The following is a 14,666-nucleotide window of genomic DNA, read 5'->3' on the forward strand; positions in this document are numbered from 1 at the left end:
TAAGTTTATTGGTAAACGACACCAATAAAACTTAAGGAGCTATTATTGTGAAATTTAAAAAATTCATATCATACTACAGACCTTATAAACGAATTTTCGGTTTAACTTTAATTTGTTCATTACTTGTTACGGTTATAACGCTTGTAATACCATTGATTATTCGTTATATCACAGAGAATTTAATTCAACATTTCTCTGTAGCGCATGTTAAAGAAATTTACTTACTAGGTGCTGCTATGGTATTGCTCATATTGATTCAATTTTTGTGTCATATTTTTATAGATTATTATGGTCATGTTATGGGTGCAAAGATGGAGAAAGATATGAGCGAAGAGTTATATGAACATATTCAAAGCCAACCTCATCACTTTTTCGACCGAAATAGTACGGGTGGTTTGATGTCGAGATTAACGGGTGATCTTGAGAACTTATCAGAGTTATATCATCACGGTCCTGAAGATATCTTAATGTACATTATTCGTTTTATAGGTGCTGTCGTCATTCTCTTGTATATCAATGTAGAATTAACAATTGTGATGATGCTATTTATTCCTATTATGATTGTGGTTTATTGGTATTACATCAAAAAGCTCTCTTCTATCTATGAACAAGATAAAGCTACCAATGCTGAAATTCATGGATTTTTAGAAAATACGATATCAGGAATTAAAGTTACAAAATCATTTACGAATGAATCATTTGAAAGTAATCAGTATAAATCACTTAATAAAAAAGCAATTGAAATTAAAAAGAAAGTTCATAAATATGAAGCTCTATATAATGAGATTATAGGGTCAATTATTCAAGCAATGCCTGTCATCATCATTGTGCTCGGTGCATTACTAATTATGAAAAAAGAAATTTCTATCGGGGATTTGTTAGCATTTGTACTTTATGTAGGTAATATCGCAACACCTATTGAAGTACTTGTTAAGCTGTCTGTTCAATATAATGAAGGTATTTCAGGTTTTAACCGCTTCTTTAAATTAATGCAACTTAAACCGGATATAACATCAGAGAATACTCACCAACAACAAACACGACATTCAATCGGTGCTATTCAATTTGACCATGTTTACTTTCAATATGACCAAGAATATATTATCCATAATTTAAATTTAACAATCGAACCTGGTGCATATATTGCGATAGTTGGCCCATCAGGTTCAGGTAAATCAACAATCGCCAATCTGCTACCAAGATTTTACGATGTTACATCAGGATCCATAAAGATTAATCATCAAGATATTAGAACGATGCCTCTTGAAGAACTCAGACAAAAAATAGGTATCGTTCAACAAGATGTCTATATATTCTCTAGTACAGTTTATGAGAATATTAAATATGGTAATCCTGAAGCTTCAATGGATGAAATTATTCATGCATCTAAATTAGCCAATGCACATGAATTTATTCAACAACTGCCAAATGGTTATCACACACAAATTGGTGAAAAAGGTGCTAAACTTTCTGGCGGTCAAAAGCAAAGACTTAGTATCGCAAGAATGTTTCTAAAAAATCCAGAAGTCGTCATCTTAGATGAAGCCACAAGTGCTTTAGATAATTTAAGTGAGAAAGTCGTTCAACAATCATTAGAACAACTGACACTCAATCGGACTACTATCGTAATCGCCCATCGATTATCAACAATTCGAAATGCAGATAACATATACGTCCTAACAAAAGAAGGCATTATAGAATCTGGTAATCACGACACACTAATAGACAAACAAGGATACTATTATAGAATGTATATAAACGAAGGGAACTAAATATAAGCATTATAAAAGCTGAGACATCACGTCTCAGCTTATTTCAATATATCCTTTAACGCTTCTAAATGATTTATAACATATGTCGCAATATCGCCATTACTAAGATTTTGATGGTCAAAGTAACATGAATCAATACCATATTCATGCGCACCAGCAATATCAGATGTTAACGTATCTCCTATCATTAAATAATGTGACACATCATCGTCTTTAATAACATTTAAACAATGATCAAAAAATTGTTTATGAGGCTTTTCAAATCCAATTTTCTCTGAAATAAAATGATCATCAAAATAATCAAAAATACCTGCGTCATTCATGCGTTTCATCTGAGTATTATAAACACCATTAGAAGCACTATAAAGATGATAACCCGCTTCTTTCAAATAACTTAATATATCTTTCCCACCATCAACCAGCTCATGATTATCATTCAATGTCTTTCTATAAATAGCCTCTTTAGCACGCGCATCAACATTTAAATCAAATAGCTCAAAAAACTCTTTAAAGCGAGTCGTTAACACTTCATCCTTAGAAACCTTGCCCTGCTCAAGCTCTAACCATAAACGCTTGTTAATATCCTGATACTGTTTAAAATTCAATTCATTAAACACAATACCCTCAGATTCAAAAACCGCCATAATCCCTTCCCTTTCACCAGCATTAAAATCTAATAACGTATTGTCCAAATCAAATAAAATATGTTTATACATCGAAAAAACCCCTTTTAGTCTATAAGGTTATGGAATATATTATACCATTACATAAAAAAACACTCCTCGAAGTTGTTCGAGAAGTGTTGAAACCTTGATATATTTGAAATATATTAACGTTTTGAGAATTGTGGTGAACGACGAGCACCTTTAAGACCAGGTTTCTTACGTTCTTTCATACGTGGGTCACGTGTAAGTAATCCAGCGCGTTTTAATGATCCACGGTATTCTGGATCTGCTTCTAACAATGCACGTGCAATTCCGTGACGGATAGCTTGTGCTTGTCCAGTGAAACCTCCACCTTGAACGTTTACTAAAACATCGTAGTTACCTTTTGTTTCAGTTACATCAAATGGTTGGTTTAAATCTAAAATTAATGATTCAAATGGTAAGTAGTCACGTACGTCACGTTTGTTAATTGTTACGTTACCTTCACCAGGTACTAAACGTACACGTGCTACTGAATGTTTACGACGACCTGTGCCTTTATATTCAACTTGTGCCAATGTAGTATCCTCCTCTTAATTAACCACGTAACTCGTAGTTTTCAGGTTGTTGTGCAGCATGTGGATGCTCTGCACCAGCATATACGAATAATTTTTTACCTTGTTTTTCACCAAGTTTGCTCTTAGGTAACATACCTTTGATAGATGTTTCTAATAAACGAACTGGGTTTTTCTCTTTTAATTCACCAGCAGATACTGATTTTAATCCACCTGGGTGATTTGAGTGACGGTAGTAAATTTTATCTTGTTCTTTATTACCTGATAAGTAGATTTTTTCAGCGTTAATGATGATAACGTTATCTCCTGTATCAACGTGTGGTGTGTAAGTTACTTTATGTTTACCGCGTAAGATTGATGCGATTTCTGATGATAAACGACCTAACGTTTGTCCTTCAGCATCAACAACGTACCATTTGCGATCGATGTTTGCTTCATTAGCCATAAATGTTTGACGCATTATAGTGTCCTCCTAAATTTTAAAAAAGTTCTGGGTTAAGATGTATATATTAACCTGTACCAAAGCTTCATACATACATCTTATTTCCTTAGTCTGATTCCTGCTTCTATATCTTAAAACACAATAAGATTCCGGGGCTTATCGTGGTGGTGATATAAAACAATACCGTTGTCTATAATATAATTTATTTGTCTTTTTGTCAATTGGTTTTAAACATTTTCTGAAGACTTTTTATTATATATTTTGATATCATTTCCGAACTCATTAATAAGTTCTGCTTTATCTAAGTAAATTTTTTCTAAATATAGCCCATGTGCTGGTGCTGTATGTGGTACTTTGTTTCGATCTTTTTCTTCTAGAAGCTGATGAATATCATCACCGCTTCTCTTCCCTTCACCGACGAGTATTAAATAAGCAACCATTACTCTTACCATATTGTAAAGAAAGCCTGATCCTGTGACGATAAATTCAAATCCGTCATCAGTTTTAACGACTTCACTTTGATAAATTGTACGTTCTTTATTTTGTACTTCAGTCTTTTGTGAACAGAAACTTGTAAAGTCATGTGTACCTATAAAATGTTGTGCAGCTTGATTCATCAAATCAATATCAACAGGTTTCTTTTGTTGTACTTTTGTGTCGTGTTCAAATACATGTCTTTCTGGATCGATATAAACTTTATAACGATATTTCTTACCTACACAATCATACCTACAGTGAAAGTCTTCATCAATTTGTTCTACACTTTGTACATGTATATCTTTAGGCAATGCTGAATTAAAAGCATATTCCCATTTATCAGGTTTAATATTTAATGGTGTATCAAAATGGAAATACTGCTCAATAGCATGCACGCCTTTATCGGTTCTGCTTGAAGGATGTATTCTTACAAATGTTTGATGCATTCTTTTTAGAATTCTCTCAAATTCATATTGCACAGTTCGTTCATGATGTTGAATTTGAAATCCCATAAACTGTCCACCGTGATATGAAATTTTCACTAACAATCTCAAAGTCTGCACCTCAATTCCTTAATAAATATAATGCTATCGCAACAACAATAATTGTTGCGAGTCCAATACTATCTCTTAGTTTCCATTTTAATTTACGATAGGTTGTTCGTTGATTTGAAGCATTATAACCTCTAGCTTCCATAGCCACTGCTAAGTCATCTGCTCGTTTAAAAGCCGATATGAACATTGGTATGAGTAGTGGAATAATAGCTTTTAACCTGTTAAATATACTACCTGCTGTTACGTCAGATCCTCTCGATGTTTGTGCTTTTATGATTCTATCTAATTCATCCATTAATGTTGGGATAAATCTAAGGGATATGGACATCATCATTGCAAGTTCATGTACTGGGAACTTAACCTTTTTTAATGGTCTCAACATTGATTCTATTGCATCTGTTAAGCTTATCGGACTTGTTGTTAACGTCATGATTGTTGAAATCATCACTAAAAGCGCAAGTCTTAAAACAATAAATGCACCTTGTACAACACCATTTTGTTCAATTGTGAATAGCTTTAAATCAATAATGACTGGTCCGCCTTTCGTCACAATTAAATGCATGATGAACGTAAAAATAAACAGCAGCATAACAGGTGTTAGTCCTTTAATTAAGAACCAAAATCTTATTTGTGCTAAATACATAATGATTAACACGGTTAACACCATAAAGCCATAAGATGCCCATGAATTACAAAAGAATATTAATATCATAAATATAAATACATACAGCATTTTCATGCGTGAATCTAATCGATGAATAATTGTATTACCAGGTATGTATCGCCCGATTATTAACTTATCAGTCATGAGGCTTCACCTGCTTTTCATACATATCTTTAAACATCTCTTCACTTGTCGCGATTTGATCAAACTTCATATTATATTTAGCTTCAACTGCTTGTTGAAGTTTAATAATATTAGGTGGTTCAAGATGCGTTTGATTCAGAAGTTCTTTATTTGTAAAAATATTAACTGGCTTATCTTCTGCAACGATTTCTCCAGCTTTAATGACTTTAACTTCATCCGCATATTTAAGTACGATATCCATTTGGTGTGAAATTAATATAACCGTAATACCGAGATTTTCATGAATGTCATTGAAGAGTTCCATCATATCATGTTGTCCTTTCGGATCTAAGCCCACTGTAGGCTCATCAAGGACAAGTATTTCAGGTTCCATAGCTATTACACCAGCAATGGCTATTCGTCGTTTCTGACCACCTGAGAGCTCAAATGGCGATTTCTTTAATATGCTACGATCCATGTTTAACAAATCCATAAGAGATTCTGCTTTTTGAATAGCTGCTTCTTTATCCATACCGTAATTGAGCGGTCCAAAAATAATATCTTTTTCAACTGTATCTTCAAATAATTGATGTTCTGCAAATTGAAAGACGATACCTACTTTTTTACGTACAGGCGCTAATTTCTTTGATTTCGTCTTCTTCGTAATATTCGTATCACCGATTGTTAATTGTCCCTCTGTCGGCTTTAATATAGCATTTAAGTGCTGAATTAATGTTGATTTACCAGAACCTGTTTGGCCAACAATGGCATAAAATTTAGATTCTGTGAATGTCGTCGAAACTTGATTTAAAGCTCTATATTGATAAGGTGTCTTTATACTGTAGTCATAAGTAACGTGATCAAACGTTATTTTCATATTCGATTCACCAACTGTTCGAATGTTGTATATTCATAATTATGATTGAGCAAGTAGTTCATTCTCATAGCAAAAGGTAAGTCTAAGCCAATTTCAGTTAAATAGGCACCTTGCTTAAATATTTCTTCAGGTATGTCTTGTTTATAAACTTCACCTTTATTCATCACAATAATCTCATCAGCATTAACAGCTTCTTCTAAATCATGTGTAATAGAGATAACTGTTAAGTGGTGTTCACTTTGAATAGATTTAATTAAGTTCATAATACTCTCTTTACCTTCAGGATCAAGCATAGCTGTCGCTTCATCTAAAATCATAATGTCTGGTGACATAGCTAATATGCCTGCAATCGCGACACGTTGTTTCTGTCCACCTGAAAGATGACTTGGTTCGAATGTTTTCATGTCTGACATGCCAACTTCCGTTAATACCTCATCAACTATTTCATGCATTACATGATAGTCTATACTTTGATTTTCCATACCGAATGCTACATCATACTCCACTGTTGAACCAATAAATTGATTATCAGGATTTTGAAATACAATACCTACATGTCTTCTCACTTCATCAATTGTATCGTTCGACAGTAAGATGCCATCAACAACGATTTCACCTTCATAATTTTGATTAATACCCATCATTAATTTAGCAATTGTAGACTTTCCAGAACCATTATGCCCGACAATGGATGTCCACTTGCCTTTTTGTATATTAAACGAAACATCGCGAAGTGCAGCTGGTTCATTTTCATCATATTTAAATGTAACGTTCGAGAACCTAATCAAATTTTCCTGCACCATAACATTCATCCTTCAACAAGTTAATTACTATATATTTTACAGTATACATACGAAATTGTAAGCATTAATTACTTTAAACATATTACCTATTATAAAATAAAATGCAATAAAAAAAATCCGTAAAAACGGATTTAAAATAAAAAAGCGCGCACTCCACCATAGACGAGTTCACGCGATAAGTCATTCAAATGTGGTGGAGTACTCTGAGCTAGACAATATCTATGTGTGGTAAACATTATCATTGCACTCATTTGCTTTGTGTGTGTTAAATAAATTGTATTTATATAGAAATGATTGAAGTGACTTTCGTCACTCCAATAAAGAATAGATTATACTAATTCAATAATTACTGATTCAGCACCGTCACCGCGACGTGGACCAACTTTCATGATACGAGTATATCCACCTTGACGCTCTTCATAGCGTGGCGCAACATCATTGAATAATTTTTGTAATGCAGTAATTGTTTTGTCATCTTCTAAGATTTTAACGTCACGAATCGTTTGAGCAGCTCTACGACGTGAAGCTAGATCACCTTTTTTACCTAAAGTAATTAAGTTATCAACAACTTTACGAACTTCTTTAGCACGAGCTTCTGTAGTCTCGATACGTTCAGAAACGATAAGTTGAGTAGCTAAGTCACGTAACATTGCTTTACGTTGATCAGAAGTACGACCTAATTTTCTGTAACCCATGAATTAACCTCCTTTATTAGTCTTCTTTTCTTAAACCAAGACCAAGATCTTCTAATTTATATTTAACTTCTTCAAGAGACTTACGACCTAAGTTTCGAACTTTCATCATATCTGCCTCAGATTTGTCTGCTAATTCTTGTACAGAATTAATTCCTGCACGTTTTAGACAGTTATAAGAACGTACTGATAAGTCTAATTCTTCGATAGACATTTCAAGTACTTTTTCTTTTTGATCTTCTTCTTTTTCAATCATGATTTCAGCATTTTGTGCTTCATCAGTTAAGTTAACAAAAATGTTTAAGTGTTCAGTCATGATTTTAGCACCTAAAGAAACAGCTTCTTGAGGAGATAATGAACCATCTGTCCAGACATCGATTGTTAATTTATCATAATCACTACTTTGCCCTACACGTGTATTTTCAACTGTATAGTTCACACGATTTACTGGAGAATAAAGTGAGTCGATTGGAATGACACCAATTGGCAAATCACTTGTGTTATTTTGTTCAGCTAAAGCATATCCGCGACCTTTATTAGCAATTAAGCGCATCTTAAGGTGTCCACCTTTAGAAACTGTTGCAATTTTTAAATCTGGATTTAAAATTTCAACATCACTGTCATGCATGATATCTTTCGCAGTAACTTCACCTTCATCTTTAATATCGATTTCAAGTGTTTTGTCTTCTTCAGAGTAGATTTTTATAGCTAATTTCTTGATGTTCATAATGATAGTAGTAACATCCTCAACTACATTTTCAACTGCTGAGAATTCGTGAAGTACACCTTCAATTTCGATATTTTTAACTGCCGCACCTGGTAATGAAGATAATAGGATACGACGTAAGGAGTTGCCTAGTGTTGTACCATAACCACGTTCTAGCGGTTCAACAACGAACTTACCGAATGTAGAATCATCACTAACTTCTATTGTTTCAATTCTAGGTTTTTCGATTTCAATCATTTAAATATATCCTCCTTATAAACGTCGATTAAACTTTATTAATTTCTATCCAGTGACTCTTGAACATTAGAACTAACAAAAATTATACACGACGACGTTTTGGTGGACGACATCCGTTATGTGGAACTGGTGTTACGTCTTTAATTGCTGTGATTTCTAATCCAGCTGATTGTAACGCACGGATCGCTGATTCACGACCTGGGCCAGGACCTTTAACTGTTACTTCTACAGTTTTCAAACCGTGTTCCATAGCAGCTTTTGAAGCTGTTTCTGAAGCCATTTGAGCTGCAAAAGGTGTTGATTTTTTAGAACCTTTAAATCCTAACGCACCTGCTGAAGACCATGATAATGCATTACCGAAATCATCAGTGATCGTTACGATTGTATTGTTGAATGTTGAACGGATGTGAGCTACACCACTTTCAATATTCTTTTTAACTCTACGTTTACGAGAAACTTGTTTACGTGCCATTTATATGTGCCTCCTTTACTTATTATTTTTTCTTGTTCGCTACTGTTTTAACTGGTCCTTTACGCGTACGCGCATTATTCTTAGTGTTTTGACCACGAACTGGTAAACCACGACGGTGGCGAATTCCACGGTATGAAGCGATTTCCATTAAACGTTTAATGTTTAAGTTTCTTTCACGACGAAGGTCACCTTCAACTTTGTAACCATCTACAACTTCACGGATACGACCTAATTCGTCATCAGTTAAATCGCGAACACGTGTGTCTTCAGATACGTTTGCTTCTTTAAGAATTTTTTGTGCTGTTGTTTTTCCGATACCATATACGTAAGTTAACGAGATTACTACGCGTTTCTCACGTGGTACGTCAATACCTGCAATACGAGCCATTTATTTACACCTCTCTTTTATTAGCCTTGTTTTTGTTTGTGTTTTGGATTTTCACAAATCACCATTACTTTACCTTTACGACGAATAACTTTACATTTTTCGCAAATTGGTTTTACTGATGGTCTTACTTTCATCTTTGTATACCTCCTTGTATTTGGAGTGACGATTATTTATAACGATAAGTGATTCTTCCGCGTGTTAGGTCATACGGAGACATTTCAACTGTTACTTTGTCGCCAGGTAGAATTCTAATATAGTTCATACGGATTTTACCACTAACGTGTGCTAAAATTTCATGTCCATTTTCTAATTCTACTTTAAACATAGCGTTTGGTAAAGTATCTAATACTGTACCTTCTAATTCGATTACATCTTGTTTAGCCATGATCATTTCCCCCTTTTTCTATTCATTCTCGTGAAATACAAACGTATTTCATGTTTTAAAACCTGGTCCAAAATTAGAGACATACTTTAGGTGATTAAATCACATAGAATAAGCACAGGTTTATAAAATTGGGATGATTTAATACTTAAGATTTGCATTCGACAACACTTCAAATACTTATCGCTTCTTGTAATCACTCCGATTGTATTCCAAAAACCTAAATACTATCTTGATTCTTAAAATTGAACGCATTCACGCGTTCAAGAATCACCTAAAGCTAGGCGAATTCGGGGTGAAAGCGTCATTACTATAATGATTCAAGAATTTGAATAACATCTTCAGTAACATTATCAATTTGTCTAGAACCATCGATGTTTTTAAGGACACCTTGATTTTCATAGAAATCTAAAAGTGGTTTAGTTTGTTTAACATTAACACTTAAACGATTTGCTACTGTTTCAGGGTTATCATCTTCACGTTGATATAATTTACCACCATCAAGATCACAAACACCTTCAACTTTTGGCGGATTAAATACTAAATGATAAGTTGTTCCACATACTTCACAAATTCTTCTACCAGTTAAACGATTCATAAGTTCTTCTTCCGCAACTTCGATGTTGATAACAGCATCTACTTTACGATCTAAGTCACTTAAAATTTCATTTAATGCATCAGCTTGTTCAACTGTACGAGGAAAACCATCTAGTAAAAATCCTTTTTTCGCATCTTCTTCAGCTAGTCTTTCTCTAACGATACCTATAGTCACTTCATCTGGTACAAGTTCCCCGCGATCCATATAAGATTTAGCCTCTTTACCAAGGTCAGTCTCTTCTTTGATCGCTTTACGGAACATATCACCAGTTGAGATATGAGGAATAGGGTATTTCTTAACAATTTCACTCGCTTGAGTACCTTTACCTGCTCCAGGTAAACCCATTAAAATGATGTTCATAAAAACCCTCCTACTTGCTTATCGTCTTCTAAAGCCTCTATATTCACGTTGATTGAGTTGAGCTTCTAAAGTTTTCATTGTTTCAATTGCAACACCGATAACGATTAGTAAGCTAGTACCACCAACTTGTATTGCTTGAGGTAAATTCATTAACTTAATTGCTAAAATTGGAATAATAGAAATTACAGCTAAGAAAATTGATCCCACAAACGTTAAACGATAAAGCACTTTAGTGATGTATTTTTTAGTTTGATCTCCAGGTCTAATACCTGGTACATAACTACCTTGTTTTTGTAAGTTCTCTGCCATTTTTTCAGGATTAACCTGAACAAATGCATAAAAGTATGCGAAAGCTATAATTAAAATAACGTATACGATCATACCAATATTATGAGATGGATCTGCGTAATTAGTAACTGTTTGCGCCCATTCTTGATCTGGGAAGAACAATGTTAATGTCTTCGGAAGCATGAAGAATGCCATCGCAAAGATTACAGGAATTACACCAGCTGCATTAACTTTTAAAGGTAAATATGTTGCGTTTGCAGATAATGAACCACCTGCACCTTGAGTTTGACGTTTAGCATATTGAATAGGAATTTTACGAATTGCTTGAAGTACATAAACTGCACCAACAGTAAGTAAAATCATACCTACGAATAAACCAATCGCTTTTAACCAAGCCATAGTAGTATCATCTGCACCAACAAAACTTTGTTGGTAGAACTGAATCAATGAGTTTGGCATAGAAGATAAAATACCAGCGAAGATAATAATAGAAATACCATTACCAACACCAAATTGTGTTATCTGCTCACCTAACCACATTAAGAAAGCTGTTCCTGCAGTTAAAACAAGTGCTATTAACACATAATTTAAGACTGAAGTATTTTCAATTAAATTACCACCGAGCATATTATTAAATGAATACGACATACCTAAGCCTTGAACAAAGGCTAATACAATTGTGAAGTAACGTGTAAATTGATTAATCTTTTTACGACCAACTTCGCCTTGTTTAGACCACTCTGTAAACTTAGGTACAACATCCATTTGTAATAATTGCATTACGATTGAAGCAGTAATGTAAGGCATAATACCCATCGCTAAAATTGAGAAGTTCTGCAAGGCACCTCCACCGAATGTGTTAAACAAATCGGTAATACCTTGCGAACCTTTATTTTGATTAAAAGCATCTGGATTAACACCAGGAGCTGGAATGTAAGTTCCAACTTTAAATATAACGAGCATTGCTAGTGTGAATAATATCTTGTTACGAATATCTTTAGTCTTCAAAAAACTAATGATCGTTTCAAACATTAGATCACCTCATGCGTTCCGCCCTTACCTTCGATTGCTTCAATTGCTGAAGCTGAGAATTTATGAGCTTTTATTGTTAATTTCTTTTCTAATGAACCGTTTCCTAAAACTTTAACGCCAGATTTTTCAGATTTAACAACACCTGATTCTACTAATAACGCTGGTGTAACTTCAGTTCCATCTTCGAAACGATTTAATTGATCAAGATTAACAATTGCATATTCTTTACGGTTGATGTTAGTGAATCCACGTTTTGGTAAACGACGGAATAATGGTAATTGACCACCTTCGAAACCTAAACGAACACCGCCACCTGAACGTGCTTTTTGACCTTTAGTACCACGGCCACTTGTTTTACCGTTACCTGTAGCCATACCACGACCAACACGGTTACGTTCTTTACGAGCACCTTTAACTGGTTTCAATTCATGTAATTTCATTTTGGCACCTCCTTAATACTTTAGATGAATTTATTTTTCAGTAACTTTTACTAAGTGACTTACTTTGTTGATTTGCCCACGAATCGCAGGATTATCTTCAACTACTACAGTTGAGTTTGTTTTTTTAAGTCCTAGCGCTTGAACTGTCTTACGTTGAGTTTCAGGACGACCAATAACGCTACGAGTGAGGGTAATTTCTAATTTAGCCATAGTGTTTGTTCCCTCCTTAATTTAATAATTCTTCTACTGATTTACCGCGTAGACTAGCTACTTCTTCGGCATTTTTAAGTTCTTTAAGTCCTTCAATTGTAGCACGAACCATGTTGATTGGTGTGTTAGAACCTAATGATTTACTTAAGATATCAGTGATACCAGCAAGTTCTAATACGGCACGAACTGGTCCACCTGCAATAACACCTGTACCAGGTGCTGCTGGTTTAATTAAAACACGACCTGCACCAAAACGTCCAATAACTTGGTGAGGAGTTGTTCCTTCAACACGTGGAACTGTTACTAAGTCTTTCTTAGCATCTTCTACTGCTTTTTTAATTGCTTCAGGTACCTCTTGAGCTTTACCAGTACCGAAACCTACGCGACCATTTTTATCTCCAACAACTACTAAAGCTGTAAAACGGAAACGACGACCACCTTTAACTACTTTAGCTACACGGTTAATCGTAACTACGCGCTCTTCAAATTCTTTAACTTCTTGTTCTTTACGACGCATGAGTGTCCCTCCTTTAAATTAAAATTGAAGTCCGTTTTCACGAGCTGCATCAGCTAATGCTTTGATACGTCCGTGGTATAAATATCCTCCACGATCAAATACTACAGCGTCAACGCCTTTTTCAGCGGCACGTTTTGCAACGATTTCGCCTACTTTAGCAGCTGCTTCTACATTACCTGATTGCTCTAGGTTAAATTCTTTATCTACAGTTGATGCTTGAGCGATTGTTACACCGTTTAAGTCATCAATTACTTGAGCATAAATATGTTTGTTTGAACGATATACGTTTAAACGTGGCTTTTCGCTTGTTCCAGCTAATTTAGCACGTACGCGAGCATGTCTTTTCAAACGAACTTTATTTTTGTCGATTTTAGCGATCATGTTAGTGCTCCTTTCTTATCTTAATGATTACTTACCAGTTTTACCTTCTTTACGACGAACATATTCGCCTTCGTAACGAATACCTTTACCTTTGTAAGGTTCTGGTGGACGGATTGAACGGATATAAGATGCAATTGCACCAACACGTTCTTTTGAAATACCTTCTACTTTAACTTTAGTGTTTTTCTCTACTGATAATGTGATTCCATCTTCAGCAACGATTTCTACAGGGTGAGAATAACCAACGTTTAAGATGATATTTTTACCTTGCATTTGGGCACGGTAACCAACACCAATAAGTTCTAAGTTTTTCTCGAAACCTTTAGATACACCTTCAATCATGTTAGCGATTAACGCACGAGTTGTACCATGGATTGTTTTATGTTCTTTAGAGTCAGATGGACGTACAACTTCTAAGCTGTTGTCCTCTTGTTTATATGTCATTTCTTCATTAAAAGTACTAGTTAATTCACCTTTAGATCCTTTAACTGTTACTGTGTTACCTTCGATAGTAACTGTAACGTCTGAAGGGATTTCAATAATTTTCTTACCTACACGGCTCATTATGTGGGCACCTCCTTATAATTTTATAATTACCAGATATAAGCTAATACTTCTCCACCGATTCCACGTTGTCTAGCATCTTTATCAGTTAAAACACCTTCAGATGTAGAAACAAGTGCAATACCTAAACCGTTAAGAACTTTTGGAAGTTCGTCAGCTTTAGCATAAACACGTAAACCTGGTTTAGAAATACGTTTTAATCCTGTGATAACGCGCTCGTTGTTTTGACCATATTTAAGGAACATACGGATAACACCTTGCTTATCATCTTCGATATATTCTACGCTTTTTACGAATCCTTCTTTTTTAAGGATTTCAGCGATTTCTTTTTTAATGTTTGATGCAGGTAACTCTAATTTTTCGTGACGTACCATGTTTGCGTTACGCACGCGAGTTAACATATCTGCAATTGGATCTGACATTGTCATTTGTGTTTCCTCCTTTCAT

General features: G+C 34.6%; 22 protein-coding genes. 1 reads left to right on the forward strand and 21 read right to left on the reverse strand.

Features of this window, described 5'->3' with window-relative positions:
• Window positions 1-47 precede the first annotated feature (47 nt).
• A complete protein-coding gene (locus LQ686_RS14255; protein ID WP_210136024.1) occupies window positions 48-1,772 on the forward strand; it encodes an ABC transporter ATP-binding protein in 1,725 nt (574 codons plus the stop codon).
• A 38-nt stretch (window positions 1,773-1,810) separates the two neighbouring features.
• Here the strand turns inward: LQ686_RS14255 and LQ686_RS00345 are convergent, their stop codons facing one another.
• The 21 genes from LQ686_RS00345 to rpsH form a co-directional block, all read right to left on the reverse strand.
• Window positions 1,811-2,488, reverse strand: a complete 678-nt coding sequence (locus tag LQ686_RS00345; RefSeq protein WP_119494617.1) for a YjjG family noncanonical pyrimidine nucleotidase — start codon at window positions 2,486-2,488, stop codon at window positions 1,811-1,813.
• 113 nt (window positions 2,489-2,601) lie between these two features.
• On the reverse strand, window positions 2,602-2,994 hold the full coding sequence (rpsI, locus tag LQ686_RS00350; RefSeq protein ID WP_025906473.1) for a 30S ribosomal protein S9: 393 nt from the start codon (window positions 2,992-2,994) through the stop codon (window positions 2,602-2,604).
• Window positions 2,995-3,013: 19 nt separating this feature from the next.
• On the reverse strand, window positions 3,014-3,451 hold the full coding sequence (gene rplM / locus LQ686_RS00355) for a 50S ribosomal protein L13 (RefSeq protein WP_025906474.1): 438 nt from the start codon (window positions 3,449-3,451) through the stop codon (window positions 3,014-3,016).
• Window positions 3,452-3,660: 209 nt separating this feature from the next.
• On the reverse strand, window positions 3,661-4,464 hold the full coding sequence (gene truA / locus LQ686_RS00360) for a tRNA pseudouridine(38-40) synthase TruA (protein ID WP_103360704.1): 804 nt from the start codon (window positions 4,462-4,464) through the stop codon (window positions 3,661-3,663).
• A gap of 10 nt (window positions 4,465-4,474) precedes the next feature.
• A complete protein-coding gene (locus LQ686_RS00365) occupies window positions 4,475-5,272 on the reverse strand; it encodes an energy-coupling factor transporter transmembrane component T family protein (protein ID WP_025906477.1) in 798 nt (265 codons plus the stop codon).
• Window positions 5,265-6,128: an energy-coupling factor transporter ATPase gene (locus tag LQ686_RS00370; RefSeq protein ID WP_119494615.1), complete on the reverse strand. Its 864-nt coding sequence runs from the start codon at window positions 6,126-6,128 to the stop codon at window positions 5,265-5,267. Before LQ686_RS00370 ends, LQ686_RS00365 begins: the two co-directional genes overlap by 8 nt.
• A complete protein-coding gene (locus tag LQ686_RS00375) occupies window positions 6,125-6,931 on the reverse strand; it encodes an energy-coupling factor transporter ATPase (RefSeq protein WP_025906480.1) in 807 nt (268 codons plus the stop codon). The genes LQ686_RS00370 and LQ686_RS00375 overlap by 4 nt, the downstream gene beginning before the upstream one ends.
• A 329-nt stretch (window positions 6,932-7,260) precedes the next feature.
• On the reverse strand, window positions 7,261-7,626 hold the full coding sequence (rplQ, locus tag LQ686_RS00380; RefSeq protein ID WP_025906481.1) for a 50S ribosomal protein L17: 366 nt from the start codon (window positions 7,624-7,626) through the stop codon (window positions 7,261-7,263).
• 16 nt (window positions 7,627-7,642) lie between these two features.
• Window positions 7,643-8,587 (reverse strand): DNA-directed RNA polymerase subunit alpha, encoded by a 945-nt coding sequence (locus LQ686_RS00385; RefSeq protein WP_025906483.1) that lies wholly within the window; start codon window positions 8,585-8,587, stop codon window positions 7,643-7,645.
• An 82-nt stretch (window positions 8,588-8,669) separates the two neighbouring features.
• On the reverse strand, window positions 8,670-9,059 hold the full coding sequence (gene rpsK, locus LQ686_RS00390) for a 30S ribosomal protein S11 (RefSeq protein WP_025906484.1): 390 nt from the start codon (window positions 9,057-9,059) through the stop codon (window positions 8,670-8,672).
• Between the two features lie 22 nt (window positions 9,060-9,081).
• A complete protein-coding gene (gene rpsM / locus LQ686_RS00395) occupies window positions 9,082-9,447 on the reverse strand; it encodes a 30S ribosomal protein S13 (RefSeq protein ID WP_048541062.1) in 366 nt (121 codons plus the stop codon).
• Window positions 9,448-9,467: 20 nt separating this feature from the next.
• A complete protein-coding gene (rpmJ, locus tag LQ686_RS00400) occupies window positions 9,468-9,581 on the reverse strand; it encodes a 50S ribosomal protein L36 (protein ID WP_003156543.1) in 114 nt (37 codons plus the stop codon).
• Window positions 9,582-9,613: 32 nt separating this feature from the next.
• Window positions 9,614-9,832: a translation initiation factor IF-1 gene (infA, locus tag LQ686_RS00405; protein WP_001118443.1), complete on the reverse strand. Its 219-nt coding sequence runs from the start codon at window positions 9,830-9,832 to the stop codon at window positions 9,614-9,616.
• A 307-nt stretch (window positions 9,833-10,139) separates the two neighbouring features.
• A complete protein-coding gene (locus tag LQ686_RS00410) occupies window positions 10,140-10,787 on the reverse strand; it encodes an adenylate kinase (RefSeq protein ID WP_025906780.1) in 648 nt (215 codons plus the stop codon).
• An 18-nt stretch (window positions 10,788-10,805) separates the two neighbouring features.
• On the reverse strand, window positions 10,806-12,107 hold the full coding sequence (gene secY / locus LQ686_RS00415; RefSeq protein ID WP_103360706.1) for a preprotein translocase subunit SecY: 1,302 nt from the start codon (window positions 12,105-12,107) through the stop codon (window positions 10,806-10,808).
• On the reverse strand, window positions 12,107-12,547 hold the full coding sequence (rplO, locus tag LQ686_RS00420) for a 50S ribosomal protein L15 (protein WP_049320032.1): 441 nt from the start codon (window positions 12,545-12,547) through the stop codon (window positions 12,107-12,109). The genes secY and rplO overlap by 1 nt, the downstream gene beginning before the upstream one ends.
• Window positions 12,548-12,577: 30 nt before the next feature.
• Window positions 12,578-12,757: a 50S ribosomal protein L30 gene (gene rpmD / locus LQ686_RS00425; protein ID WP_037589015.1), complete on the reverse strand. Its 180-nt coding sequence runs from the start codon at window positions 12,755-12,757 to the stop codon at window positions 12,578-12,580.
• A 16-nt stretch (window positions 12,758-12,773) separates the two neighbouring features.
• On the reverse strand, window positions 12,774-13,274 hold the full coding sequence (gene rpsE, locus LQ686_RS00430) for a 30S ribosomal protein S5 (protein ID WP_025906784.1): 501 nt from the start codon (window positions 13,272-13,274) through the stop codon (window positions 12,774-12,776).
• An 18-nt stretch (window positions 13,275-13,292) separates the two neighbouring features.
• Window positions 13,293-13,655, reverse strand: a complete 363-nt coding sequence (gene rplR / locus LQ686_RS00435) for a 50S ribosomal protein L18 (protein ID WP_037589017.1) — start codon at window positions 13,653-13,655, stop codon at window positions 13,293-13,295.
• Window positions 13,656-13,682: 27 nt separating this feature from the next.
• Window positions 13,683-14,219 (reverse strand): 50S ribosomal protein L6, encoded by a 537-nt coding sequence (rplF, locus tag LQ686_RS00440; RefSeq protein WP_025906786.1) that lies wholly within the window; start codon window positions 14,217-14,219, stop codon window positions 13,683-13,685.
• A 29-nt stretch (window positions 14,220-14,248) separates the two neighbouring features.
• Window positions 14,249-14,647 (reverse strand): 30S ribosomal protein S8, encoded by a 399-nt coding sequence (gene rpsH / locus LQ686_RS00445; protein ID WP_025906787.1) that lies wholly within the window; start codon window positions 14,645-14,647, stop codon window positions 14,249-14,251.
• Between the last annotated feature and the right edge of the window lie 19 nt (window positions 14,648-14,666).

The organism is Mammaliicoccus sp. J-M41 (assembly GCF_022385935.1).
GTDB lineage: Bacteria > Bacillota > Bacilli > Staphylococcales > Staphylococcaceae > Mammaliicoccus > Mammaliicoccus sciuri_A.

Excerpts from the sequence above, each read along its gene's own strand:
- LQ686_RS00345 (WP_119494617.1), bottom strand. The coding sequence starts at position 2,488 with ATGTATAAACATATTTTATTTGATTTGGACAATACGTTATTAGATTTT.
- rplM (WP_025906474.1), bottom strand. The coding sequence starts at position 3,451 with ATGCGTCAAACATTTATGGCTAATGAAGCAAACATCGATCGCAAATGG.
- LQ686_RS00365 (WP_025906477.1), bottom strand. The coding sequence starts at position 5,272 with ATGACTGATAAGTTAATAATCGGGCGATACATACCTGGTAATACAATT.
- LQ686_RS00370 (WP_119494615.1), bottom strand. The coding sequence starts at position 6,128 with ATGAAAATAACGTTTGATCACGTTACTTATGACTACAGTATAAAGACA.
- LQ686_RS00375 (WP_025906480.1), bottom strand. The coding sequence starts at position 6,931 with ATGGTGCAGGAAAATTTGATTAGGTTCTCGAACGTTACATTTAAATAT.
- rplQ (WP_025906481.1), bottom strand. The coding sequence starts at position 7,626 with ATGGGTTACAGAAAATTAGGTCGTACTTCTGATCAACGTAAAGCAATG.
- LQ686_RS00385 (WP_025906483.1), bottom strand. The coding sequence starts at position 8,587 with ATGATTGAAATCGAAAAACCTAGAATTGAAACAATAGAAGTTAGTGAT.
- rpsK (WP_025906484.1), bottom strand. The coding sequence starts at position 9,059 with ATGGCACGTAAACAAGTTTCTCGTAAACGTAGAGTTAAAAAGAATATT.
- rpsM (WP_048541062.1), bottom strand. The coding sequence starts at position 9,447 with ATGGCTCGTATTGCAGGTATTGACGTACCACGTGAGAAACGCGTAGTA.
- rpmJ (WP_003156543.1), bottom strand. The coding sequence starts at position 9,581 with ATGAAAGTAAGACCATCAGTAAAACCAATTTGCGAAAAATGTAAAGTT.
- infA (WP_001118443.1), bottom strand. The coding sequence starts at position 9,832 with ATGGCTAAACAAGATGTAATCGAATTAGAAGGTACAGTATTAGATACT.
- LQ686_RS00410 (WP_025906780.1), bottom strand. The coding sequence starts at position 10,787 with ATGAACATCATTTTAATGGGTTTACCTGGAGCAGGTAAAGGTACTCAA.
- secY (WP_103360706.1), bottom strand. The coding sequence starts at position 12,107 with ATGTTTGAAACGATCATTAGTTTTTTGAAGACTAAAGATATTCGTAAC.
- rplO (WP_049320032.1), bottom strand. The coding sequence starts at position 12,547 with ATGAAATTACATGAATTGAAACCAGTTAAAGGTGCTCGTAAAGAACGT.
- rpmD (WP_037589015.1), bottom strand. The coding sequence starts at position 12,757 with ATGGCTAAATTAGAAATTACCCTCACTCGTAGCGTTATTGGTCGTCCT.
- rpsE (WP_025906784.1), bottom strand. The coding sequence starts at position 13,274 with ATGCGTCGTAAAGAACAAGAAGTTAAAGAATTTGAAGAGCGCGTAGTT.
- rplR (WP_037589017.1), bottom strand. The coding sequence starts at position 13,655 with ATGATCGCTAAAATCGACAAAAATAAAGTTCGTTTGAAAAGACATGCT.
- rplF (WP_025906786.1), bottom strand. The coding sequence starts at position 14,219 with ATGAGCCGTGTAGGTAAGAAAATTATTGAAATCCCTTCAGACGTTACA.
- rpsH (WP_025906787.1), bottom strand. The coding sequence starts at position 14,647 with ATGACAATGTCAGATCCAATTGCAGATATGTTAACTCGCGTGCGTAAC.